This window comes from Pseudofrankia inefficax, from assembly GCF_000166135.1.
GTDB lineage: Bacteria > Actinomycetota > Actinomycetes > Frankiales > Frankiaceae > Pseudofrankia > Pseudofrankia inefficax.
The window spans coordinates 7469630-7492931 of the sequence record NC_014666.1; the positions used below are offsets into that span (position 1 = coordinate 7469630).

19 protein-coding genes are annotated in these 23302 nt (G+C 73.9%); 9 read left to right on the forward strand and 10 right to left on the reverse strand.

Annotation, left to right across the window (positions count from 1 at the left end; genetic code table 11):
• Window positions 1–224: 224 nt before the first annotated feature.
• Entirely contained in the window at window positions 225–512 is a 288-nt protein-coding gene (locus FRAEUI1C_RS30155) for a hypothetical protein (RefSeq protein ID WP_013427171.1), read from the reverse strand.
• Between the two features lie 728 nt (window positions 513–1240).
• Between FRAEUI1C_RS30155 and FRAEUI1C_RS30160 the strand changes: the two genes are divergently transcribed.
• The 5 genes from FRAEUI1C_RS30160 to FRAEUI1C_RS30180 all read left to right on the forward strand — a co-directional run bounded on the left by FRAEUI1C_RS30160 (window position 1241) and on the right by FRAEUI1C_RS30180 (window position 6150).
• Window positions 1241–1777, forward strand: coding sequence for a TetR/AcrR family transcriptional regulator (locus FRAEUI1C_RS30160; protein WP_013427172.1), 537 nt, complete (start codon window positions 1241–1243; stop codon window positions 1775–1777).
• A 575-nt stretch (window positions 1778–2352) separates the two neighbouring features.
• Window positions 2353–3312 (forward strand): 2-phospho-L-lactate transferase, encoded by a 960-nt coding sequence (gene cofD, locus FRAEUI1C_RS30165; RefSeq protein WP_013427173.1) that lies wholly within the window; start codon window positions 2353–2355, stop codon window positions 3310–3312.
• Complete coding sequence (locus FRAEUI1C_RS30170) at window positions 3305–4678, forward strand: coenzyme F420-0:L-glutamate ligase (RefSeq protein ID WP_013427174.1); 1374 nt, start codon at window positions 3305–3307, stop codon at window positions 4676–4678. Before cofD ends, FRAEUI1C_RS30170 begins: the two co-directional genes overlap by 8 nt.
• A 43-nt stretch (window positions 4679–4721) precedes the next feature.
• Window positions 4722–5525: a thioredoxin-like domain-containing protein gene (locus tag FRAEUI1C_RS30175; protein WP_013427175.1), complete on the forward strand. Its 804-nt coding sequence runs from the start codon at window positions 4722–4724 to the stop codon at window positions 5523–5525.
• A 118-nt stretch (window positions 5526–5643) separates the two neighbouring features.
• Window positions 5644–6150, forward strand: a complete 507-nt coding sequence (locus FRAEUI1C_RS30180) for a nitroreductase family deazaflavin-dependent oxidoreductase (RefSeq protein WP_063748020.1) — start codon at window positions 5644–5646, stop codon at window positions 6148–6150.
• A 39-nt stretch (window positions 6151–6189) separates the two neighbouring features.
• Here FRAEUI1C_RS30180 and manB read toward each other — a convergent pair whose 3' ends face one another.
• From manB to FRAEUI1C_RS30225, 9 genes are all read right to left on the reverse strand, one after another.
• A complete protein-coding gene (gene manB / locus FRAEUI1C_RS30185; protein ID WP_041259746.1) occupies window positions 6190–7263 on the reverse strand; it encodes a mannose-1-phosphate guanylyltransferase in 1074 nt (357 codons plus the stop codon).
• 244 nt (window positions 7264–7507) lie between these two features.
• Complete coding sequence (locus FRAEUI1C_RS30190; protein ID WP_041259748.1) at window positions 7508–8422, reverse strand: glycosyltransferase; 915 nt, start codon at window positions 8420–8422, stop codon at window positions 7508–7510.
• A gap of 433 nt (window positions 8423–8855) precedes the next feature.
• On the reverse strand, window positions 8856–9986 hold the full coding sequence (locus tag FRAEUI1C_RS30195; RefSeq protein ID WP_013427179.1) for a glycosyltransferase family 4 protein: 1131 nt from the start codon (window positions 9984–9986) through the stop codon (window positions 8856–8858).
• A 274-nt stretch (window positions 9987–10260) separates the two neighbouring features.
• Window positions 10261–11499 carry a glycosyltransferase family 4 protein gene (locus tag FRAEUI1C_RS30200; protein WP_013427180.1) on the reverse strand — a complete coding sequence of 413 codons (1239 nt, stop codon included), beginning with the start codon at window positions 11497–11499 and terminating at the stop codon, window positions 10261–10263.
• 13 nt (window positions 11500–11512) lie between these two features.
• Window positions 11513–11848 carry a hypothetical protein gene (locus tag FRAEUI1C_RS30205; RefSeq protein ID WP_013427181.1) on the reverse strand — a complete coding sequence of 112 codons (336 nt, stop codon included), beginning with the start codon at window positions 11846–11848 and terminating at the stop codon, window positions 11513–11515.
• A gap of 1 nt (window position 11849) precedes the next feature.
• Entirely contained in the window at window positions 11850–12560 is a 711-nt protein-coding gene (locus FRAEUI1C_RS30210) for a class I SAM-dependent methyltransferase (RefSeq protein WP_013427182.1), read from the reverse strand.
• Between the two features lie 109 nt (window positions 12561–12669).
• The gene (locus FRAEUI1C_RS30215) at window positions 12670–13773 is read right to left on the reverse strand and encodes a class I SAM-dependent methyltransferase (RefSeq protein WP_232425179.1); all 1104 of its coding nucleotides are present in this window, start codon (window positions 13771–13773) and stop codon (window positions 12670–12672) included.
• 36 nt (window positions 13774–13809) lie between these two features.
• Entirely contained in the window at window positions 13810–14943 is a 1134-nt protein-coding gene (locus FRAEUI1C_RS30220) for a glycosyltransferase family 4 protein (protein ID WP_041261774.1), read from the reverse strand.
• Window positions 14944–15001: 58 nt separating this feature from the next.
• Window positions 15002–15943: a glycosyltransferase family 2 protein gene (locus FRAEUI1C_RS30225; protein WP_049807032.1), complete on the reverse strand. Its 942-nt coding sequence runs from the start codon at window positions 15941–15943 to the stop codon at window positions 15002–15004.
• Window positions 15944–16396: 453 nt separating this feature from the next.
• Here FRAEUI1C_RS30225 and FRAEUI1C_RS30230 point away from each other — a divergent pair, with 453 nt between their 5' ends.
• The 4 genes from FRAEUI1C_RS30230 to FRAEUI1C_RS30250 all read left to right on the forward strand — a co-directional run bounded on the left by FRAEUI1C_RS30230 (window position 16397) and on the right by FRAEUI1C_RS30250 (window position 23262).
• Window positions 16397–17071 carry an acyltransferase gene (locus FRAEUI1C_RS30230; protein WP_049807291.1) on the forward strand — a complete coding sequence of 225 codons (675 nt, stop codon included), beginning with the start codon at window positions 16397–16399 and terminating at the stop codon, window positions 17069–17071.
• Window positions 17072–17208: 137 nt separating this feature from the next.
• The gene (locus FRAEUI1C_RS30235; protein WP_232425180.1) at window positions 17209–19326 is read left to right on the forward strand and encodes a DUF2142 domain-containing protein; all 2118 of its coding nucleotides are present in this window, start codon (window positions 17209–17211) and stop codon (window positions 19324–19326) included.
• A gap of 521 nt (window positions 19327–19847) precedes the next feature.
• The gene (locus tag FRAEUI1C_RS30245; protein WP_013427188.1) at window positions 19848–22742 is read left to right on the forward strand and encodes a WD40 repeat domain-containing serine/threonine protein kinase; all 2895 of its coding nucleotides are present in this window, start codon (window positions 19848–19850) and stop codon (window positions 22740–22742) included.
• 163 nt (window positions 22743–22905) lie between these two features.
• The gene (locus tag FRAEUI1C_RS30250; protein WP_013427189.1) at window positions 22906–23262 is read left to right on the forward strand and encodes a nucleoside triphosphate pyrophosphohydrolase family protein; all 357 of its coding nucleotides are present in this window, start codon (window positions 22906–22908) and stop codon (window positions 23260–23262) included.
• Window positions 23263–23302 lie beyond the last annotated feature (40 nt).

Below are 23302 nucleotides of genomic sequence, written 5' to 3' on the forward strand. Positions count from 1 at the left end.
CGATAAGGCCACGCGGGTCGGCTGGACCGCGTCGGGACGGCGGCCGCCGTCCCGACGGGGAACGGTCTGGACTGTGCACCAGGCGCGGGCGCCCGCGCCAGAGAACAGCCCCTCCGTCCGAACTCCGGCACCCTGCCCGCACTTCCCGCCAGCCTCGCGCCGCCGCGCCGCCAGCCCCGGCACCGGTCACCGGGGTGGCGACGCTCCCTTGGCCGCGGGCCGGTCTATCCCGTCGACTGGCCCGGCACACGGCGCCCATCGGCCCCGCGCCGCAGGCCATCGAGCGTGCCCAGCAGGAAGTTGGTCCGGCGCCGGGCGGCCACCAGCGCACTCAGGGCCGCCCGGCGCCGGCCCGCGTCGGACACGTCACGGTGCAGCTGGACGCGTTGCGCGGCGGCGACCTGCGGGGCACGGGCACCGGCCAACGCCCGGTTGAGCGAGGCCGATCGGACATCGGTCCGCCTCGGGCGCCCACTGGAGCCGGCCGTTGCCGCGTTTCTGATCTCGGGCATGACTTTCCCTCCCACGAACCTGGCGGCTCCCGGTCGGCGCAAGGGAGAGTCATGATCGGCGCCGGCGGGACCACTAGGCGACGGTCGAACAACTCGGATTCCACTGTCGCTGGTCTCTTGGGGCGGAATCAAGAGGATTACGACAGCAATGACGAGGCCATCCGCCCATGAACGGTCCTGCCCCGGCACAACCCGATCTATCACCACTCGTTACTCATGTCCGATAACTCACAGCTGCCGCAAAACGGATCCGAGCGCCCGAACCGGCTCCGGCCGCTGGCGCGGGCCAGGAGCGGGCACGGGTCAGGAGCGGGCACGGGTCAGGAGCGGGCACGGGTCAGGAGCGGCGACCGTCACGGTCGTCCTGGCCGGCCAGAACCGGAGCGCCACCCCGATCGGGGCGAGGAACGCTGCCCCAGCCTTCGACGGTCATGATCCAGCCGGGTCGACGGCGGACGGCGGACGGCGGACGGCGGACGGCGGACGGCGGACGGCGGACGGCGAAGATCTAGCCCACCTGTCGCCTCTGCCGCCTCTGCCGTCCCTGCCGCCCCCGGGCGCCCCACCCCGGCTGGCACGCACTGCGCCAGTTCGGCGACGTAAACGGAGGCCACGACGGTCGGTCGCCGCGGTAGCCGACGGCTCCGGAGGTGCCTGCCGCGTCCGGCCATTCCGAGGAAGTGCCGTGAAACACAACTCGTCGGGACCGGCCTCGCTACCCTGATCAGGTGCCCCGCAACCGCCAGGAGGTTCCCCGCGAAGAGCGGGTGGACGCCCTGCTCGCCGTCGCCGAGGAACAGTTCCTCGCCCACGGCTTCGCCGGCACGTCCGTGGCCGAGATCGCCCGCGCGGCCGGCATCGAACCGGGTTCGGTGTACTGGTACTTCCGGACCAAGGACCATGCGTTCGCCGCGGTGCTCAACCGGCTGCTGGACGGCGAGGTCGACCGGATCGGCGAGCTGGCCGGCGAGCCGGCGGACCGGCTGTTCGCCGCGCTCGACTCGGTGGAACGCCGCCGCACCCTGCATCCCTGCGTCGCCGAACGGGCGCCGCACGCACCGCCGGTGATGGCCTACCACGAGCGGCTGCACGAATGGCTGCACGGCCTGGCCCTCGCCGCCGTGACCGACCTCGTTCCCGAGCCGGACCGCGAGGTCGCGGCCGAGGCGGTCGTCGCCACCATCGAGGGCGGCCTGGCCAACCCGGCCCCCACCCGCCCCACCAGCACCCTCGTCCGCTACCTCCTGGCGGCCCTCGCCGGTTGAGGGCACCGGCCAGAAACGGCGCTCCGCGCCTCTGGCCGATTGCCCTGCTTCGGGCGCTTGGCGCCCTCGCCCAGGTGGTTCTGGGTTGGCGACGAGTGCGGAGGTGTCCGCTTGCCCAGGGTCGGGGCCTGGGTGCGTGCCGCTCGTGGGGATCTTGGCTGCGTTTCGATCTCGGAGATCTTGGGGGCTTTCCGCCCATAGGGGATCTTGCGTGCGTTCGCGGCGGTCAGGCTGGTCATGGCTGCGCCTGGCCGGTTCCCGCCCGCCAAGTCGGTGCTAGTGATCGCCGTTTTGGCCCTCTGGTGGTTGTCAGAGGACCCAGATCACGACCACGCCAGGGCCAAAACGACGATCAAAGACCGGCGCCCACCGCCGAGCCGCACGGCACCGCCGAAGGTCGCCCACACCGACCCAGCGAGGCGCAACCCAGCTCCCGACCCTGGACAAGCACACACCCCCGCACCCTCCCCGCAACCCAGAACCACGCTGGGGAAGGCGCCAAGCGCCCGAACCATGCAGGGCCGCCGAAGGGCGCTCCGCGCCCGGTCCCGGCGGCACGCAATAGCCTCAAGCATGTGAAGGTGACGGCCCTGGCTGGGGGCATCGGCGGCGCGCGGTTTCTGCGTGGGGTGAAGGCTGCCCTGCCGGAGGCGGACGTGACCGTGATCGGCAACACCGGTGACGACATCGTCCTGCACCGGCTCAACATCAGCCCAGACCTCGACACGGTCATGTACACCCTGGGCGGCGGGATCTCCGCCGAGCGGGGCTGGGGCCGCGAGGACGAGACGTTCACGGTGGCCGCCGAGCTCAAGGAGTACGGGGTCGGCCCGGACTGGTTCGGCCTCGGCGACCGGGACCTCGCGACCCATCTGGTCCGCACCCAGATGCTCGCGGCCGGCTATCCGCTCTCCGAGGTGACCGCCGCGCTCTGCCAGCGCTGGCGACCCGGCGTCCGGCTGCTGCCGATGAGCGACGACCGGGTCGAGACCCACGTCGTCATCACCGACGAGCAGGGCCGGCGGGCGATCCACTTCCAGGAGTGGTGGCTGCGGCTGCGGGCCGGGGTGCCGGCGGAGGCGATCGTCTCGGTCGGCGCGGCGGACGCGAAGCCGGCGCCCGGCGTGGTCGACGCGATCGCCGAGGCGGACGTGGTGCTGCTGCCGCCGTCGAACCCGGTCGTCTCGGTCGGCTCGATCCTCGCGGTACCCGGCATCCGGGACGCCGTCCGGGACACGAACGCGCCCGTCGTCGGCGTCTCACCGATCATCGGCGGCAGCCCGGTGCGGGGCATGGCCGACGCCTGCCTCCAGGCGATCGGCGTCGAGACGTCCGCCGAGGCGGTCGGCCGGCACTACGGCTCGCGGGCGACCGCTGGCGAGGCGAAGGGGCTGCTGGACGGCTGGCTGGTCGACACCGTCGACGCCGGCGTGACCGTGCCGGGGGCCCGGGTCGTCGCCCGCCCGCTGCTGATGACCGACCTCGACGCGACCGTCGCGATCGTCCGTGCCGCCCTGGAGCTCTCCGGTGTCTGAGCCTGGCCACGACGTCACCGGCCCGGGCCGGGCCGCGGCGGTCGACCCGGTGCGCGACGGGCTGCAGATCTACCCGGTTCCCGGGCTCGGCGAGATCCGGCCCGGCGACGACCTGGCGGCCGCGATCGCCACGGCGCTGGGCGCCGCGGGGCTGGGTCTGCGGGACGGCGACGTCCTGGTCGTCACCTCGAAGATCGTTTCGAAGGCCGAGGGGCGGATCGTGCGCGTCACCGGCGACCGGGAGGCCGCCAGGCTCGACGCGATCGAGGCGGAGACCGTCCGCGACGTCGCCAGCCGTGGCCCGACCCGGATCGTCGAGACCCGCCACGGCTTCGTGCTCGCGGCGGCCGGCGTCGACGCGTCGAACATCGCCAAGGACAGCCTGGCGCTGCTCCCGCTGGACTCCGACGAATCCGCCCGCCGGCTGCGGGCCGGGCTCGCCCAGCGCTGCGGCGGGGTCGACGTCGCGGTCGTCGTGTCCGACACCGCTGGCCGGCCCTGGCGGCGCGGCGTCGTCGACCAGGCGATCGGCCTCGCCGGGATGGCCGCGCTGCGCAGCCACATCGGTGACGTCGACGGCTACGGCAACGAGCTGGGGATGACCGAGGTCGCCGAGGCGGACCAGCTGGCGGCCGCGGCCGAGCTGGTGAAGGGCAAGCTCACCGCCACCCCGGTCGCCCTCGTCCGCGGTTTCGCCGTGGTGGCCGACGACGGGCGCGGGGTGCGCTCCATCGTCCGCCCGCCGGCCGAGGACATGTTCCGCCTCGGGACTCTGGAGGCCCGGCGGGCGGCGCTCACCGAGCGGCGGACCGTCCGGGCGTTCAGCGACGCCGCCGTCGACCCGGCGGCGATCGAGCGGGCGGTCGCCGCGGCGGTGACCGCGCCCGCGCCGCACCACACCACCCCGTGGCGGTTCGTGGTCGTCGCCGAGCGGCGCGCCGAGCTGCTGGCCGCGATGACGGCCGCGTGGACGCGGGACCTGCGCCGCGACGGCTTCCCCGAGGACGCGATCGCGCGACGGCTGCGCCGCGGCGACGTGTTGGCGAACGCGCCGGTGCTGGTCGTCCCGCTGGTCACCGACGACGGCGCGCACGCCTACCCGGACGCGCGGCGAGCCGGGGCCGAGGAGCGGATGTTCACCGTCGCGGGCGGCGCCGGGGTGCAGAACTTCCTGGTGGCGCTGGCGACCGAGGGCCTCGGCTCGGCCTGGGTGTCGAGCACCCTGTTCTGCGCCGACGTCGTCCGTGCGGTGCTGGATCTGCCGGCCGGCTGGGCGCCGCTGGGCGCCGTCGCGGTAGGCCACCCGGCCGCTCCGGCGCCGGCGCGGCCACCGCGGGATCCCGGCGCGTTCATCCTGCACCGCTGAGCGGGCGAAGGTCCGGGACGGACGGCCCGTAGGATGCGACACCGTGGCTAAGAAGACCGCCGAACGGAACGCCCGACTCGAGGCGCTGCGCCGAGAGCAGGCCCGCAAGGAGCGCCAGCGCGCGTTCCTCATCTACGGGACCGCGGGTGCTCTCGCGGTCGTGGTGCTGGCGGTGGTCATCACGCTCAGCGTCGGGAGCAGCCGGAGCAAGTCGGCGAGCCACAAGGTCGGCTACGTGGCGGCCCCGACGGCGGCGGCCCAGGCGGCCAGCTGCGTCGGCGTCGTCAACGACCGCCAGGTCGGCCAGACGCACGTGACCGCCGACCAGACGGTCAACTACCCGCAGTCGCCGCCGTCCTCGGGCAACCACGACGGTGACCCGCTGCCGGACGCGATCCACTTCTACACGCCGACCTCGGGCATCCGGATCGAGCGGGCGGTGCACAACCTGGAGCACGGCTTCGTGATCGGCTGGTACGACTCGAAGCTGCCGACCGCCCAGATCGCCGAGCTGCAGAAGGTCGCGGGCCAGGCCGGTAGCCGGTTCATCGCGGTCCCCTGGACCCGCTCGGTCTTCCCGGACAACCGCCACTTCGTCCTGACGGCCTGGGACCGCACCCAGCGCTGCGGCACGGTCTCCCAGGACGCCGTCTTCCAGTTCGTCCAGCAGTACGCGAACCCGAGCCTGGACGGCGCGACGTGGGACTCGCCGACCGCGCCCGAGTCGGGCGCCTCCGGCGGCACGCTCAACGTCACGGACAGCGGCCCGATCCCCGCCCTGAACGGCGCGAACACCCAGGTCCCGACGTCGTCGCCGACCATGAACGGCGCGACGACGGCCCCCTAGCCCCCCACCGAGCAGGTCCACCGGCGGCCCCCTACCAGTCCTTGGTCGGGGGCCGCCTCGGCGTCGGGCGGCTGACGGCGGCCCATCCTGATCACCCGGCCCGGCTATCATCCGGCCCATGAAGATCGGTCCAGGGACGCGGTTTGGGCGGATGGCGCAGGGGCTGTCGTTGCACCCGGCATTCCAGCGGGTCGGGCCGGCGGTCGTCCCGAAGCTCGACAAGACCCTGCACAAGGTCAGCGGCGGCCGCGTGATGATCGGGCAGATGATGCTGCCGATGGTCATGCTGGAGCACACCGGGGCGAAGTCCGGGCTGGCGCGCAGAACCCCGCTCGCGACGATGCCCGACGGCGACGGCTTCTGGCTGGTCGGCAGCAACTACGGCCGGCACGATCATCCTGCCTGGACGGCGAACCTGCTGGCACACCCGGACGTCGCCGTGGTCCACCACGGCAAGCGGCAGGAACTGCGGGCCCGCCTTGTCGACGGCGCCGAGCGCGATGCGATCTGGCCGAAGCTCACCGCCTTCTGGCCCGGCTACGCCGAGTACCAGAAGATGAACGAGCCCGGCTCCGAACACGGCCGGGTGCTGCGCGTCTTCCGCCTCGACCCGCGCCCGGCCTGATCGCCGGGCGCTCGGCCCGCGCCCCGTGGCGCCGCGGGCTCAGGCCTTGTCGGAGCTGAACCGCACGCAGCCGGCCAGCAGCGTCGCGCCCGGGAAGACCCGCACCCCGGCCCGCAGCTCGTTGCCGGGCTCGATGCGCGCGCCGTCGCCGACGACGACCCCGTCCAGCTGGACGCCGTCGCAGATCACCGCGTCCCGGCCGACGACCGAGTCGCGGACCACGGCGCCGTCGCCGACCGAGGAGCCGTCGAAGAGCACCGCGCCGTCGACGGTCGCGCCGCAGCCCACGGATGCGCCCGCGCCGACCGTGGCTCCGCCGCACAGCTTGGCGTCGGCCGCGATGGTGGCCCCGCCGAGGACCAGCGACTCCCCCACCGGCCCTGGCAGCGCGGACGACGCGATCCGCCCCTGCACCAGGTCACGGGAGCCGCGCACGAACGCGGCCGGGGTGCCCAGGTCCAGCCAGTAGGTGCTGTCCGCGTAGGCGGCGATCGGCACGCCGCCCGCCAGCAGGCCGGGGAACGTCTCCCGCTCGACCGACACCGGCCGGCCGGCCGGGATCTGGTCGATCACCGAGCGGCGGAAGACGTAACAGCCCGCGTTGATCAGGTTCGTCGGCGGGTCCGGGGTCTTCTCCAGGAACGCGGTGACCCGGCCGTCGTCGTCCGTCGGGACGACGCCGAAGGCGCGCGGGTCCTCGACCTGGGTCAGGTGCAGCGTCACCGCGGTGTCGGCCGTCTGGTGGCGGTCGATGAGCGCCGCGATGTCCAGGCCGGACAGGATGTCACCGTTGAAGATGACGACCGGGTCGTCCGGCTTGGAGCGCAGGAAGCCGGCGACGTTGCGGATGGCGCCGCCGGTGCCCAGCGGCTCGGTCTCGGTCACGTAGGCAAGCTCGATGCCCAGCGACGACCCGTCACCGAAGTACTCCTCGAACACCTCGGCCTTGTACGAGGTGGCGAGCACGACGCGGTCGATGCCGGCGTCGCGGGCCCGGGCGAGCATGTGGGCGGTGACGGGCACCCCGGCGACCGGGAGCATCGGCTTGGGGGCTGACATCGTGAGGGGCCGAAGCCGAGTCCCCTTGCCCCCCACCAGCATCACTGCGTCCATGCAGCCAAGTTTTCCAGACCAGGAACCAGGGGCTGCTGGCGCCTTCCGAAGTGACCGTGATCGCACCACGAGCGCAACCTCATAGCCGTATGCGGTTCACCAGCCACAGCATGAACCCGTCAGATGCGTCATCGTCTCGCTACGAAACCTTTCGACCACAGATAGCCAACAACCATTTCAGGATCGCACTCATCGACCGGGCATGTCCACCGGAACGCCAACGAACCGGGCGAACACCGGCAGATCACGGCCGACGGGCCACCGGCAACACATCCGCCGCCGTGCGGGTGGTGCGGGCGCCGGCGCTGTCCTTGGCGGCCGCCAGCGCGACCAGCAGCCGGACGGACAGCCCCACGGTCAGCAGGATCCGCAGCGGCAGGTAGGCCGGGCCCGCATACTGCCGGCACAGGTAACGCAGCATGCTGCGGTGATGGGCGACGACCATGCGCCGCGACGTCCGCTTGGTCGAATGCCCGCCAAGATGCTCGACGACGGCACCCGGCACGTAGACGCTGCTCCAGCCCGCGACGCCGAGGCGACGGTCGAGATCGACGTCCTCCATGAACATGAAGTACGACTCGTCGAACCCGGCGACCGACTCGAACGCCTCCCGCCGCACCAACTGGATCGAGCCGGACAGCCAGCCGGCCGTCGCCTCGGTCGGGGTGCCGCGTTCCCGCCGGTAGGAGGCCGTCCACGGGTTCGTCGGCCAGAACCAGCCGAACAGCGCGTGCCCGGCGCCACGGCCCAGCGACGGCAGGTCCCGGGCGGACGGGTAGAGCGCGCCGTCCGGGTTGATGATCCCCGGCCCGAAGGCGCCACCGCTCGGCCAGCGCTCGCCGGCCTCGACCAGCTCGTCCAGCGATCCGGCGGTGAACGAGATGTCGGCGTTGGCGATGACGACCCACCCGCCGCGCGCGCCGGCGGCCCCGCGGTTCGCGGCGGCGCCATAGCCGAGGTTGCGGCCCGGCCGGACCAGCCGGACCTCCGGCCGCTCGGCGGCGGCCGCCGTCGGGGCGTCCAGCTCGGGCGAGTTGTCGACGACGACGACCTCGTAGCTGCGCGAGGTGGCCTTCGCCAGCGTGTCCAGGAAGTTCCCGATGATGTCGCCAGACCGGAAGGTCACAACGACAACCCGGATCTCCGGCTCAACACTCACCACAAGCGCCTCTTCCCGACTGCCCCGCGAACTCCCCAAGAAGGTAACCCGCGCCCAAACCGACCCGCTTACCCGCACCTAGCGCCGAGCCCCGCAAGGTCGGCCCGGCTGGCTTGATCGCCGTTTTAGCCCTCAGGTGGTCGTAAAACCGCCCCGGTTACAACCACCTGAGGGCCAAAACGCCGATCTTGCCGGTGTTGGGACGGGGCACAGCGCTACGCGACCAAGAACCTGAGCGGCACGCAACCAAGATCCCGACCCTGGACAGCGACCACCCCCGTACATCCGCATCGACCTCGATACAGGGTTGGGGAGGGCGCTAAGCGCCCGACTCAGGCAGAGCGGCCGCAGGCGCGCAAGCGCCGGTTCCGGCCGATCGCCGCCCCAAGCCGGCTTGAACGGTCGGCGGGCGCTTCGCGCCCGTTCCGACCGTTCAAGCCTCTGCGACAGCGCGGGCGTAGCTGGCCAGGTGGGCGTCGGCGCTGGCGGCCCAGGTGAACTCGCCGGCTCGGGCCAGGCCCGCGGCGGACAGCTGTGAACGCCGCTCGGCGTCGTCGAGCAGCGAGCCGAGCTCGCGGGCGATCGAGTCGACGTCCGGCTGGGTGTAGGCGACGGCGTCGCCGCCCACCTCCGGCAGCGACAGCCGGGGGGTGGTCAGCACCGGAGCGCCGCAGGCCATCGCCTCCAGCACGGGCAGGCCGAAGCCCTCGCCGTGCGACGGGTAGGCGACCAGCTCGGCCCCGCCCAGGTAGCCGGGCAGGTCGGCGAAGCGCAGGTAGCCGGGCCGCAACACCCGCAGGTGGCTGGGCACCGCGGCGACGGCCGCGTCCACCTCGTCGTCCCAGCCGGAGCCGCCCGCGAGCACCAGCGCCGGTGGCTCGTCGCGCCAGTGCACCGCCTCGGCCCAGGCCCGGATCAGGTTCGGCACGTTCTTGCGCGGCTCAAGCATGCCGAGGAAGGCCACGTACCGGCGGTCGCCGAGGCCGAGGCGCATGCGCACCCGGCGCCGGTCCTCCTCCGTCGGCGGGTGGAACGTCGCCGTGTCGACGCCGTGGTAGGCGACGTCGGTCGTCGTCGACTCGCCGTCCAGGACCCGGACGAGCTCGTCGCGGGTCGCCTTGGACGGGACGATGATCCGGTTGGCCTTGCGGACGGCGGTGCGCATCGCCGAGCGGAAGAAGGTGCCCTTGACGGCGGTGTGCATCTCCGGCTCGGTGAAGAACGTCACGTCGTGGATCGTCACGCACACCGGCCGCTGTGCCCGCAGGGGCATCGTGTAGTGCGGCGAGTGGATCACGTCCGCGGCGACCTGCTCGGCCACCAGCGGAAGACCGGTCTGTTCCCAGGCCAGACGCGCCGGCCGGTGCGCGATCGCCGCCGGACCAGACATAACGGTGGCATCCGGAGCCATCCGACTGTACCGTTCTTCGTCCGACCTTTGGCACACGAGCGCCAGATCGGCGCCGGCCGCGCCCAAGGCGGCGACCAGCCCATCGACATAGCGCCCGACACCGCCGCGATCCGCCGGAACCGCGGTGGCGTCGACGAGCACCCGGGGTCCCACGGCGCTCCTTCCCACCCAGACGTCTGCCTGCTCGAATCTGTATCCGGGTCAGTAGCCCAGCTTGGTCCCGCGCGCCGAGCCGCCGCAACCACGCGGGCCGGTCGTGCGCGAGGGGGTCAGGCCGGCGAGGGCGCGTTATCTGATCGCGCCCCGACAGCCCACTTCTGTGGCCGTACCCGCCACGGGCCCGGCGACCACAGGCCCCCGCCCATCCGCGTCCGCGGTGGGCCAGGACAGGTGACCTCCGTGCCCGGCGTATACAACCGGGGCAACACTACGCCCGCCCGTCACCGGCGACGGACACGGCTGGGAAACCGCTGACTCGACGGTAGAGCGCCCAGCACGCGCGCGCCGCCTCAATCCAGCTAAAGCCTTCCGCTCGCTCCCGTCCGGTCCGCGACAGCCGCCCGCGCAGCGCGTGATTGGTCAGGATGTGGCTGACGGCGTCGGCCAGCGCGGTCGGGTTGTCGATCGGCACGACCAGCGCGGCCGGTCCGGTCACCTCCACGAGAGCGGGCACGTCGGAGACCACGACCGGCACTCCGTGCGCCATCGCCTCGATCGCCGGCAGGCCGAAGCCCTCCGAGCGTGACGGCATGACGAGCACGCTGGCCCGCGACAGGACGACCGCGAGGTCCGCGTCGTCGATCCGCCCGAGAGAGCGGAACCGGCCCTCGCCGACGCCCAGCTTGGCGGCCTCCGCGGCGGCGTCCAGGACGCCCCAGCCGGGCTGCCCGACGTGCAGCAGCGGCAGGTCGACGGCGCCGCCGGTCAGCATCCCGAGCGCGGCGAGCGCGACCTCCAGGCCCTTGCGGGGCTCCAGCGTCGCGAGCGTCAGCAGATAGCCGCCGGGCGGCAGGCCCAGCCGCCTGGCGCGCTCGTCGGCGTCCGGGCCGACCCGGAGCACCGCGTCGCTCGCGCCCTCGCCGATGACGTGGACCCGGCTGTCGGGCACCCGCAGGTGGGCACGCAGGTCCGCGGCGACGGCCCGGGTCGGCACGACGATCGCGTCGGCGGTGCGGGCGGCCCGCTGGCCCATCTCCTGATGCCAGCGGGCGCCGTGCGGGGTCAGCGTGCGCGGGTGGGTCCAGGGGACCGCGTCGTGGATCGTCACCACCAGGGCCGTGCCACGGCGCCGGGGCGGCACCAGCAGCGTCGGGGCGTGCACGACGTCGACGCCGGTGGGCGCCGGCCCGACGCCACGGGCCCAGGCCGTCGCCAGCGCCCGGCGGGCCAGCGGCAGCCGTAGCGGGCCGAGCACCCCGGGAATCAGCGCGTCCTCGGCCACCGGCCCCTGGCTGCCCGGGCGCCGGTCCAGCAACTGGCGGCCGAGCCTGGCCACCGGTCCTTTCGGGGGCGCGGCGCGGCGTTCCGGGCGCCAGGCGCACCAGCCGGTGACCCCGTCGCCGGGAGCGGCGGTCCGGGCCAGCGCGGCGGCCAACTCCGTCGAGTAACGCCCGGTCCCGCCCGGAACCGGCGCCAGCGCCTGTTCGACTAGGAAACCCACCCGCACCGGTCGACCCTCCTCAGCGTCGCCCGGTTCGACCGGAACGGTCGGAACCGGCGCCGGCGGAGTTGTTCCCGCGCCCACCAGCGGTCTTGCCACCAGCGCCACGCTTGCCGGCGGGCTTGGCGCCCCCGGCGCGGTCAGGCGCCTTGCCGGTGCCCGGCCGCGGGCTTGCGCCATCGGACCCACGTAGGGAGCTGATCCCGGCGTAGACCATCACGACGCAGGCGAACCCGCCGATCACGTAGCCCCAGGTCCGCTCGTGAAAGACCGCGAACAGCGCGCCGAGGCCGAAGACGACCAGGCCGAAGAACAGCACGGTCAGCAGAATGGCGAGCGCCCGCTGGGCCCGCACGTCAGGCCCGCCGACGGGCGTGCGTGAGCACCACGCTGCCGCCGTCGTCGGGAGTGCGCCGGTCGGCCAGCGCGACCAGCGGCGACAGCGGGGCCGCGGCGTTCCAGCCCGCCTTGCCGCCCTTGGCGGACAGCGTCATATACAGCCATTCGGCGCGCTCGGACCGGAACATGTGTGTCTGGCGCTCCACGTCCAGTCCGGCGGCGTCGAGCAGCTTGGTCAGCGTCTCGGCCGGATAGGCGTGCTTCACGTGGTAGCGCTCGCGGTGGTGGGCCAGCTTGTCGGGCCAGCGGTCGGCCCTGGTGAGCGCGTCGGCGGACATCACCAGGTCACCGCCCGGGCGCAGCACCCTGGCCATCTCGGCGAGCGCGGCGGCTCCGTCGTCGAAGTGCTCGATGGCGCACACCGACATGACGATGTCGAAGGAGCCGTCCGCGAACGGCAGCATCAGCGCGTCGCCCTCGACGAGGCCCGGGTGGCCGCGCAGCTTCTGGCCGAACTCGAGCTTGTTGCGAGCCAGGTCGAGGCAGACCGCTCGGGCGCCGCGGCGGATCGCCTGGCCGGCCCAGTAGCCGTCACCGCCGGCGACGTCCAGCAGGGTCCGCCCGGTCAGGTCGCCGGCCCAGCCCAACAGGGTCCCGACCTCGCGGCGGCGCATCACGTGCACCTGGTGACCGAAGTACGCCAGGGTGTCGTCACGCAGCGAACTCATGACTCCAGTCTGCCCGCCGCCCCGATCAGCGGCCCTGGCGGGTCGGTCGCCGCGCCGGGGCGGGCGGGCGCCCACGGCCTACCCCTGGCGCGAAGCGGCAGGCGGGCCGTCACGTGACCGGCTGGGGACCGCCGGGCAGGGTATGGCCGGCGGGACCCCGGGAGCCCGGCGTGGCGACCCACAGGTAGGTCGGAGCCAGCGGCAGGGCGGCGCGGGCCAGCCAGGCCCTGGCCGGCGCCGGCAGCCGCCCTGGCGCGGTCACCGCGCGCAGGAGGCCACGGGCCGGCCCGCCCGGCGGCAGGTCGGCCTCGGCGTGGAACGCCTCGGGAGCGAGCAGCACCGGCACCGTGTAGTCCCAGGCCCGCAGGCCGGCTCGGGCCAGCATCCGGCGCAGGCCCGGCCGGGACCGGTAGCGCTCGTAGTAGTGCTCACCGCGGCCGGCCGCCCGCAGGTAGCGGTCGGCCAGGCCGGGCGGCAGCCAGGACAGCAGCGGCAGCCCGTGGTGCGGCTCCATGATCCCGAGGCGGTTGCCCAGGCCGAGGTAGGCGAGCCCGTCCCGGGCGAGCACCCGGCGCACCTCGGCGAGCAGCACGTCCGCGTCGACGACGTGCTCGTAGATGTGGTTCAGCACGACGACGTCCACGGTGCCGTCGGCCAGCGGCAGCGCCAGGCCGTCGGCCTGGATGAATCTGGCCCGGCGGGCGAACCGGGCCCGGGCGCGGCGCAGCCCGGCCGAGTCGATGTCGACGCCGGTCACCTCGGCGCCGGCCGCGGCGAGCTCGTCGCAGATGAACCCGGCGGAGCAGCCGATGTCGAGCACCCGCAGCCCGGCCAACGCCTGCGCCCCCTCGCCGTCGCGCCCGAGGAAGTGGGCGAGCACGGCGATCAGCTTGCGGGCCTTGCGCCGCCGGGTGAACTCGTCCAGCGACCGCGGCTCCAGCTCGGAGTAGGCCAGCTGGCGCCCGCGCCTCGGGGCGTCCCGCCCGCGGGAGCCCCGCGCGTCCCGCCCGCGGGAGCCCCGCGCGTCCCGCCCGCGGGAGCCCCGCGCGTCCCGGCCGTGGGACGCCCGTGCGTCCCGCTCCTTCGCCTCGGGCGCGTCCCGCCCGTCCGGCTCTCGCGGGTCGCGCCCGCGCGAGACCCAGGCGCCCGTCCGTGTCCTGGTTCGACGGGTTCGCGCCCGCCCCGCCGCCGCACTACGTGTTGATGCTTTCACAATCGGTGAGAGTACGAAGCGCACCCATACGCTTACCTATTGCACTCGAACGGCGCCCAGCAGGACGTCGAGGTACCGATCCCAGCCGCCGGTCGTGTCCGGGGGCCGGACCTTGGCCGTCAGCGCGGCCAGCACCCCGGGCTCGTAGAGCCGGCGCAGGGCACCCGCCAGCGCGGCCGGGTCGTCCGGTGCCACCAACAGTCCGTCGACACCGTCGGCGACCGCCGCGGGCAGGGTGCCGACGGTCGTGGCGACGACCGGCCGGCCGTGCAGGTGCGCGAGGTCGACGTTCTGCGACGCGGTCCCGGCCCGGTAGGGCAGCACGAGAGCGTCGGCGGCGGCGAAGAGGCCCGGCACGTCCGCCGCGTCGACGTAGCCGGGCCGCAGCTCGACCCGGTCGGCCAGGCCGAGCTCGCCGACCAGCGCCCGGGTCTGCTCGGCCCCGCCCCAAAACTCGCCGGCGACGGTCAGCGCGACGTCGGCCGGCCCGGCCGCCAGCGCCCGCAGCAGCACGTCCAGCCCCTTGTAGGGCCGGATCAGCCCGAAGAACAGCAGCCGCCGAAGCGGCTCGTCCTGGCGGGCCTCGGGCCGGGACGGCGACGGGTGGACGCGACGGGTCTCGGCAGCCCACAGGTGGGGGGCCATCGCGGCGACCCGGACGGGCGCGGTGGTCAGCGTGACGGCGCGGGCGGCCTCGGCGTCGGTGTGGACCAGGACCGCGTCGGCACGGCGCAGCACGGCCCGGGTCAGCGGCTCGTCCACCGCCCGCCGCTCGTGCGGCAGCACGTTGTGACAGAGCGCCACCACGGCCGGCGAGCCGGCCCGGCGCCTGCCGCGCGCGCCGAGGCCGGAGAGGATGCCCAGGTAGGCCGGCGCCTGGATCGGGGTGACCACCACGAGGACCACGACGTCGGCGCTGGCCCGCAGCCGGCGGCCCAGCCGCGCCCAGCCGTCCGGGCGCCGCCAGGACAGCGGGTACCGGGTCGGGTCGAAGGGCTCCATCTCGGGCGCCTCGACGCGCTGCTGGCCGGGGTAGAGCCGCGCCGGGTACTGCGCCGACCAGGACTCGATCCGCACGTCGTGGCCCCGGGCCGCCAGCCGGTGGGCGAGCTCGGTGGTGTGCTGGGCGATCCCGCCCTTGTACGGGTGGGTCGGCCCGATGATCGTGATCCGCTGAGGCGGCGGGCCGGGCCGGGCGGCCGGGCCGCTCCCGGCCGGGCCCGTCTCGTCAGTTGCTGCCACGGGAGCGGGCGACCAGGTCGCCGATCAGCGCGAGCACGGCGATCTGGAAGCCGACCAGGATCGCGAGCACTGTCGACGTCGTGACGTGGAAGTTGTAGCGGCTGACGTCATAGATCAGCTTCACGAAGCCGAGGCCCATGATCCAAAGCGCGACCGGCATCAGCACCTTGATCGGGTCGAAGTACATGACCATCCGCAGGACCTGCAGGATGTAGCGCCGCGCGTCCTTGAACGGGTGGAACTTCGACTTGCCGGCCCGCTTCGCGTAGTCGATCGGGATGTAGTCGACCGGGTGCTGGTTGGACAGGAACGCCATCGTGATCGTCGTGACGCAGGAGAACCCGGGCGGCAGCAGCCGCAGGTAGGGCAGCGAGACCTCGCGCCGGAACGCCCGCAGGCCCGAGTTCAGGTCCGGGATCTTCATCCCGGCCAGCCGGGACGCGACCATCCGGATGAACCACTTCGCCGGCACCCGGGCCCACTTGTGGGTGCCCTCCTCCGTCTTGCGGGCACCCACGACCTGGTCGACGTCCGGGTTGTCGTCGAGGTACTTGACGAACTCCGGGATGCGCTCGTTCGGGTAGGTCATGTCGGCGTCGGTCCAGACGACGATCTGGCCGCGCGCCTCCTGGGTGCCGATCCGCCGGGCCGTGCCGGAACCCCCGTTGCGGCGGAACGGCATCAGCCGCATCTTCGGGAACCTGGGCACGACCTCGTGCAGCACGGCCAGCGTGCCGTCGGTGGACTTGTCGTCGATCACCAGCAGCTCGTAGCTGTACCGGCTCGCGTCCATCGCCGCGGTGATCCGCTCGAGCTCCAGGACGACGTGGTCCTGCTCGTTGTAGCAGGGCAGCACGACCGTGACGTACGGCGCGTCGCGCTGGATCGAGAACTGCTCGTCGTCGCCCGGCTCGGTGATCAGAGACATGTCCGATGGCTGCGGCTGGCGGATTGCGCTGACACTCACGTCGGTCTGACTCCCGGTCGCATGTGGAGATGTGCCGCCCGCGCCCGCGGAGGCCCAAGCGAGGCCCCTGGAAACGCCGTGCCCGCGGTGGCCGTCCTGCCCGCCGTGGCCTCGGACAGCCGAGCCCCGGACCCGCGTCAGCCGGCCTGGCAGGCGGCCAGCCCACGAGGGCACTGGCGAGCCGCGGTGGCACAGGCGAACTCTGGCACGCGCGTGGCGGTGCCCCATGCAGGGTGACACGGTGTGAGGCGACTCCGGACGTTGGGCGGGCCGTGAACACGCTATGGCCTAGTTGGTGCAACGGAGTGTAGTCGAGACGTGGCCCTGCCCACGTCGCGGGCACGCGACGGGCCCGGCGGCCAGATCACCGGCCCCGGTGAGCCAGGGCCGCATCCCGGCGCCTACTGTGGAAACGTGGGTGCGTTCAGGAGTGATCTACGCGAGTACGTCCAGCACGTCCGGTCCCTGCACGCGGGCCGCGAGACCTCGGCGGTCGCGTTCGTCACCGGGCTGCGCTACCCGTTGGCCTACGGGAAGCCGATCTGGACCGGTTCGCGAACCATCATCGAGGGCCACGAGCGGTTCGAGTTCCGCGCCGACGGGGTGCTGCGGGTGGGCCTCGGGTCGTTCGGCCTGTCCAGCAAGCACGACACCTCGGTGGTGCGGGTGCACCCCGAGGGCCGGCTGCGCTGCGAGGGCGTCGTGTCGATGCAGCGCGGGGTGCGGGTCGTCGTGGACTCCGGCCTGCTGCAGATCGGGCACGGCACGAACATCAACGGCTTCGCGAAGATCCTGGTCCGGGACCGGGTGTCGATCGGCGAGCACTGCACGATCTCGTGGAACACCCAGCTCCTGGACAACGACTTCCACCCGATCGTGGTCGACGGGGTGCCGCAGCCGCAGAGCGCGCCGATCGTCATCGAGGACCATGTCTGGATCGGCGCCGGCGCGATCGTGCTGAAGGGCGTCACGATCGGCGAGGGCGCCATCGTCGCCGCCGGCGCGGTCGTGACCAAGGACGTCCCGGCCAAGACCATCGTCGCCGGATCACCCGCGAAGAGCATCGGCACCGCCGACGCCTGGAGCTGAGCCCCGCCGCTCCGATTCCCTGGACGTTGCGCGCTCATAGGGCGGATCGGGTGACAACCGGCGAGGTCAACGGGCTGTCGCGCCCCTACGATGGCAGGCGTCCGTCGTCTCGGGGGTCCTCTCACGTGTCCGCAGTCGTGGCAGTCCGGAGCCAGGAGCTCGACGCCGCCCGTCAGCTGCTGCGGCCCGAGGTCCGGCTGCGCCCGTGGCGCGTGCTGCGCCGGGTGCCCGCGCCCATCTGGCTGATCACGATTCTGTTCACGCTGCTGCTGAGCAGCTGGTCGGTGCTGGTCCCGCAGTACCACGCGCCCGACGAGCCGCACCACGTCGACGCCGTGATGCGGCTGGCCGAGGGCAAGGGCTGGCCACCCGTCGGGCACGCCACCGTCTCCCCGGAGACGGTCGGCTCGCTGGCCGCGGCCCCGGTCGGCACGCGCGCGAAGCCGTACCAGCTGATCCCCGGCCCGTTCAGCAAGGCGGACGCCACCCCGCGCGCCGACCGGCCCGAGTGGCGTGAGCTCCCGAAGCCCGGCCAGCCGCAGCCCGACGTGCAGCAGATGATGCAGCACCCGCCGCTGTACTACCTGGTCGGCGCCGGCCTGCTCAAGGCCCTGCCCGGAGCTCCGCAGGACCTGCGCTTCGACCTGGTCATCGGGCTGCTGCGCCTGATGAGCGTGCTCATGGTCGCCCCGCTGCCGCTGGTGGCCTGGGCCTGCGCCGACCGGCTGACCGAGAGCCGGGCGGCGGGCCGGGTCGCCGCGCTGGTCCCGCTGGGGATCCCGATGCTCACCCATGTCGGGTCGAGCGTGAACAACGACGCCCTGCTGGTCCTGACCGGCTCGCTCGCGACGCTCGCGATCTGCTACGTGCTGCGCGGCGACACCTCGATCCGCACCGGCCTGTGGACCGGGGCGTTCATCGGCCTGGCGATGTTCTCGAAGTCGCTGGGGGTCGTGTTCGTTCCGCTGGCGGTGGCCGCCTACCTGCTGGCCTGGCGGCGCGGCCGCCGGGCGGTCGCCGGTGCCCAGGCACTCGCCGATGCCCAGGCGCTCGCGGCCGTCCCAGGCTCCGGCGCCCGGTCGGCCGCCGGGCCCGCCCCCACGAGGGCCGACGTGCCGTTCCTGCTCGCCGACGCCGCGACCGACCCGACCGTGCCCGCGCGGGCCGCCCGGTTCCCCTGGTTGCCGCTGCTGCTGGGCTCGCTCCTGGCGCTCGCGGCCGGCGCCTGGTGGTTCGTCGTCAACCTCGTCCGCTACCACACGTTCCAGCCGTCGACGCCGGGCTTCGTCCCTGGCACCAAGCTGTCCGGCTGGTCGGAGTTCACCGACGTGCTGGTCAACGGAACGATCCTGCGGTGGTGGGGCGACTTCGGCTGGTTCGAGGTGAACGTGCCCGAGCTCGCGGCCCGGATCGGCACCGCGACCGTGGCCGTCCTCCTGGCCGTCGCCGTCGTCCAGGCACGCCGCCCGGACCGCCGGGTCGACCTGCTCTGCATGCTGTGGCCGACGGTGGGGCTGTTCGCGCTGATGACGCTGCAGTCCGCGCTGCACTTCCACAAGACGTTCTACGTCTCCGGCGTCTCCGGCCGGTACCTGTTCGCGGGTCTGGCGGCGCTCGCCGTCGTGGTGGGCGCGGGTGCCGCGTCGCTGGGACGGTTCACCCGGTTCACCCCGCCGCTGGTGCTCGCCGCGGCGGTCACGATGCAGGCGCTGGCCGTGCACGCCGTGTTCCCGCGCTGGTGGGAGGGCCCGAAGGGCAGCCTGAGGACCGGGCTGGACAGCATGCTCGCCTGGTCTCCGTGGCCGGCGGTCGCCGCCGAGGTCGTCTTCGGGCTGCTCGCGCTCGGGCTCGTGGCGACGGTGGCCTGGGCCGTCGTCTTCGCGGTCCGCCCCGACCCGCGCGACCCCGGCGAGCCGGCCACGCCGGCCGGGGTCCCGCTCGGCGACCTGATCGCGGGCCACGCCGGCGACCCGAGCGGCTATGACTGGTTCGGCGCCGGCCACCACGCGTCCGAGAACGGCACCGACCCGGCCGGCACCCAGCCAGCCGACTCCGCGCCGACGGCCGGTGCGCTGCCGACGGCCGGTGCGCTGCCGACGGCCGGTGCCACCCGGACACCCGGTGCCACCCAGACACCCGGTGCCACCCCGACGGCTGGTGCCAGCCCGACAACGGGCACCGCGACGGGAACGGTGCCACCCGGCGGCGCGGCCCCACCCCGCGCACCTGGCGCGCACCGGCATCGACGCGGCTAGACCGCCCACCTCCCGTCAGACTCGAGCCACCTGATCTCTGGGCCAGCGCGGCCCGATCCCCGCGCCTCCTCCGTGGTCGGTCGCGGTCGTTCGGCCCGCTGGCTTGATCGTCGTTTCCGCCCTCAAGTGGTTGCCACACCGCTGCGGTTACAGCCACACGCGGGCGAAAACAGCGATCTTGCTTGTCTCGGGACGATGCGAACCCTGGCGGACATGGCGTTCGCAGCGGGCCCGGCCGTCGAGTCATCTCTGCTGGTCATGGGCCCCGGCCGTTCCCCGACCACCCGGCATGACTCGGTGCCCGGCCCAGCCCCGGATAGCCGGGCCACGGGCTCGGCGGCCACCGACTCCTCCGTGATGGTCACGGATCCGCCCAGGGCGCGCGAGGTAGCCGGCCAACTCGAGCCGAGCGCAAACAGGAACTACTTTCAGTAATCGACCGGTGGCTATACGGCGTCGGGGGTCGGGTCGCAGACTGAGGACCTGTCGGGGGAGGTCTGCCGGCTCGGTCGGGGGGGTCCGTGCGCCGCAACCAGCGCCAGGCGCTCGCCGTCCCGGCGGCACGCCCGCAGCCGTCGGCCAGCACGGGCGCCGCGACAGGCGGGAACACGGTGGCGGATCAGGCCGCGGCCGAGAACACGGCGGCATCGGCCGTCGCCGACGTCGCGGCGACCACCACGGCGTCGGCCGTAGCCGACGTCCCGGCGACCACGGCGAAGGCCGGCGTCGCGGAGGCCGAGCCGCCCCTCGCTCCCCCGCCCCTCGCTCCCCCGGCGCTCGCTCCCCCGGCCGAGCCAGGCGCACCGCTGCCGGCCGCGCCGAGCGAGGCCGCCGCGCACCTGTCGACCGCGCAGACCCTCCTCGGGCTCGCCGCGCCGCGCCGCGCGCCCGTCGTCGCCCAGCAGGCACCGACCCTGCCCCAGCAGCTCACCCTTCCGACGCATCCGACGTATCCGCTGGGAGCCGTCGCCGCCGAGCCACTGGCCCCGGACGATCCGGAGCAGCTTGGCGACTACCAGCTGGTCGGCCGGCTCGGCGAAGGCGGGATGGGCACCGTCTACCTGGGCGTCGCGGGGGCGGACACGGCCATCGGGCCACACGGCCTCGACGGCGAGCTACGGCTGGTCGCGATCAAGATGATCCGGGCCGACCTGGCGCGGCTGCCCGAGTTCCGGGCCCGGTTCCTGCGCGAGGCGGACGTCGCCCGGCGGGTGTCCCGGTTCTGCACCGCCGAGGTGCTGGAGGTCGTCGACCCGCCGAACGGCCCGCCCTACCTGGTAACGGAGTACATCGACGGCCTGACGTTGACCCGGGCCGTGCTGGCGGGCGGCCCGCTGCGCACCGGCGACCTGGAGCGGCTGGCGGTCAGCGTCGCCGCCGCGCTGACCGCGATCCACGGAGCCGGGCTCGTCCACCGCGATCTCAAACCGTCGAACGTGATCCTCTCCGCGCTCGGCCCGCGGGTCATCGACTTCGGCATCGCTCAGGCGACCGATGCGCACGGGGTGCTCAGCCACGACATCCAGCGCATCGGCACCCCGGCGTTCATGGCGCCCGAACAGGCCAACGGCCAGCCGGTGACCGCGGCGGCGGACATCTTCGCCTGGGGCGGGCTGATGACCTACGCGGGCACGGGCGTCCTGCCGTTCGGCGACGGGCCGACGCCGGTGCAGCTGTACCGCGTCGTCCACACCGAACCGAACCTGGACGGCCTCGGCCCGGCGCTGCGCCCGATCGTCACGCACGCGATGCGCAAGGACCCGGCCGACCGGCCCACCGCCCAGGAACTGTTCCTCCAACTCGTCGGCATGGGCCCGCAGACCCACCTCGACCCGGCGGTCAGTCACGCGATCCGCTCGGGTGCCCTGCCCGGACCCCCCACGGCGCTGGTGGACACCGACCCGCAGCCGCGCCTCGACCTCGGGCACGCCGCAGACGCCGCCGCCAACGCCAGCCCGGCGGCCGCGACCGCCACGACCGGCACGACCGGTACGGCGCCTGGGACCACCAACGGCCAGGCCGCGCACCTCGCGGCCACCCTGCGGGCCCTCATCCGCCCGCGGGTCGACGAGCAGGCGGCCTCGCCCGACCCCGCGCCCGACGCCAGCGCGATACGCACCTGGCGGGACGGGCTGCGGCACGTCTCACTGCTGGTCACACCGCTGCTGGCGCTGCTGCTGATCGGGATCCTGATCCCGGTGGTCCTGCTGCACGGCCCCACGAAGAGCCCGACTCCGGCCTCGGTCGCGACGGACGTCGCGGCCTCGGCCGACCAGGTCCGCCCGACCGACGCCGCGCTCGCCGACGCACTGAGCCTCGCCGCGTTCCGGATCAGCCCGGCCCTGGCCGCCCGCGCGGGCCTGCGCACCTCGTTCGCCGCCGCGGCCGCGACACCGCTCACCGGGCACACAGGCGCCGTCCTCGGGGCCGCGGTCAGCCCCGACGGCCGGGTCGCCGCGACGGCCTCGGCCGACGGCAGCATCCGCCTCTGGGACGTCCGGGACGCCGAGTCCTCTCGCCCGCTCGCGGTGATCGACCAGCAGGACGGCTGGGTCACCGCCGCCGCGTTCAGCCCGGACGGGAACCTGCTGGCCACCGCCGGCTACAACCGGCTCGCGACGCTGTGGGACGTCAGCGACCCCACCCGGCCCAGCAAGGTCGCCAGCCTGCGCGGCCACGACGGCTATGTCGCCTCGGTGGCGTTCAGCCCGGACGGGAACCTGCTGGCCACCGCCGGCTACGACGACACCGCGCGGGTCTGGAACGTCGTCGACCCCACCGATCCGGTCCAGCTCGCCGTGCTCACCGGCCACACCGGCTGGGTCAGGCAGGTGGCGTTCAGCCCGGACGGCCGGCTGCTCGCCACCGCGAGCACCGACCACACCACCCGGCTCTGGGACGTCGCCGTCCCGACCAGCCCGACGCTCCTGGCCACCCTGACCGGCCACACCGACTACGTCTGGGCACTCGCGTTCAGCCCCGACGGCCGCGAGCTCGCCACCGCCGGCTACGACGGCACGGCGCGGCTCTGGGACGTCACCGACCCGGCTCACCCGCGGGCCGTCGCCACCATCCCGGCCGACGCGCACTGGGTGCTCGCGGTCGCCTTCAGCCCCGACGGCCGGACCCTCGCCACCGGCGGCCGCGACGGCACGGTCCACCTCTGGGACCTCACGGCCCCGGGTCAGCCCGCGGCGGCCGGCGTGCTGGCCGGCCACTCCGACTGGATCGAGTCGATCGCGTTCACCCCTGACGGCCGGGCGCTGCTCACCGGTTCCGCCGATCGCACGGCCCGGCTGACCCCGCTGTCCGACGACGCGCTGACCGCCGCCGCGTGCCGCGACCGTTCCAGCCAGCTCGACTCGTCCCAGTGGCAGCACTACGTCCCCGAGGTCCCGTATCGGCCCACCTGCTGACCGCGGGCCGTTCCGGCTGGCGGGCCGGCATGCTGCCTACGCTCGGCGCATGACGCGACGTTCGCCGGGCCCCGCACGTTCGCCGGACCCCGCACCTTCGCCAGACCCCGCACCTTGGTCGGACCCGGCCCAGTCGCCGGGCCCCGCAGGTTCGTCGGACCCGGTGCTGACGATCAGCGCGGAGACGGTGGCGGCGGTCGAGGCCGAGGCCGCGCGGGCCTATCGCAAGCACGGGGAACGGTCGATCCTGAACCCGGCGATGCCGGACGCGGTGCGGCTGCCGGTGCTCGTCGAGGAGGTCGGCGAGGTCGCCAAGGCGATGCTCGAGAACGCCGACCCGGCCGACCTGCGGGCCGAGCTGATCCAGGTGGCCGCCATCGCCCTCACCTGGCTGGAGGCGTTGCGCACCTCCGACGGCACCGGGCGCCTGCGCTACGACCCCGCCAACAGCCCCCCGTACCAGGTGCCCGGCCCGCGCCGCGAAGGTTCCGCCAACCCACAACCACCTTCGTGCCCGTGATCGCCGGTTAGGCCCTGAGGGGGTTGGAGAAACGCCCCAA

What these genes read in the sequence shown, in the direction of transcription:
- FRAEUI1C_RS30155 (WP_013427171.1), bottom strand. Translation starts at nt 512, where the DNA reads ATGCCCGAGATCAGAAACGCGGCAACGGCCGGCTCCAGTGGGCGCCCG.
- FRAEUI1C_RS30180 (WP_063748020.1), top strand. Translation starts at nt 5,644, where the DNA reads ATGAAGATCGGTCCAGGGACGCGGTTTGGGCGGATGGCGCAGGGGCTG.
- manB (WP_041259746.1), bottom strand. Translation starts at nt 7,263, where the DNA reads ATGGACGCAGTGATGCTGGTGGGGGGCAAGGGGACTCGGCTTCGGCCC.
- FRAEUI1C_RS30210 (WP_013427182.1), bottom strand. Translation starts at nt 12,560, where the DNA reads ATGAGTTCGCTGCGTGACGACACCCTGGCGTACTTCGGTCACCAGGTG.
- FRAEUI1C_RS30225 (WP_049807032.1), bottom strand. Translation starts at nt 15,943, where the DNA reads ATGTCTCTGATCACCGAGCCGGGCGACGACGAGCAGTTCTCGATCCAG.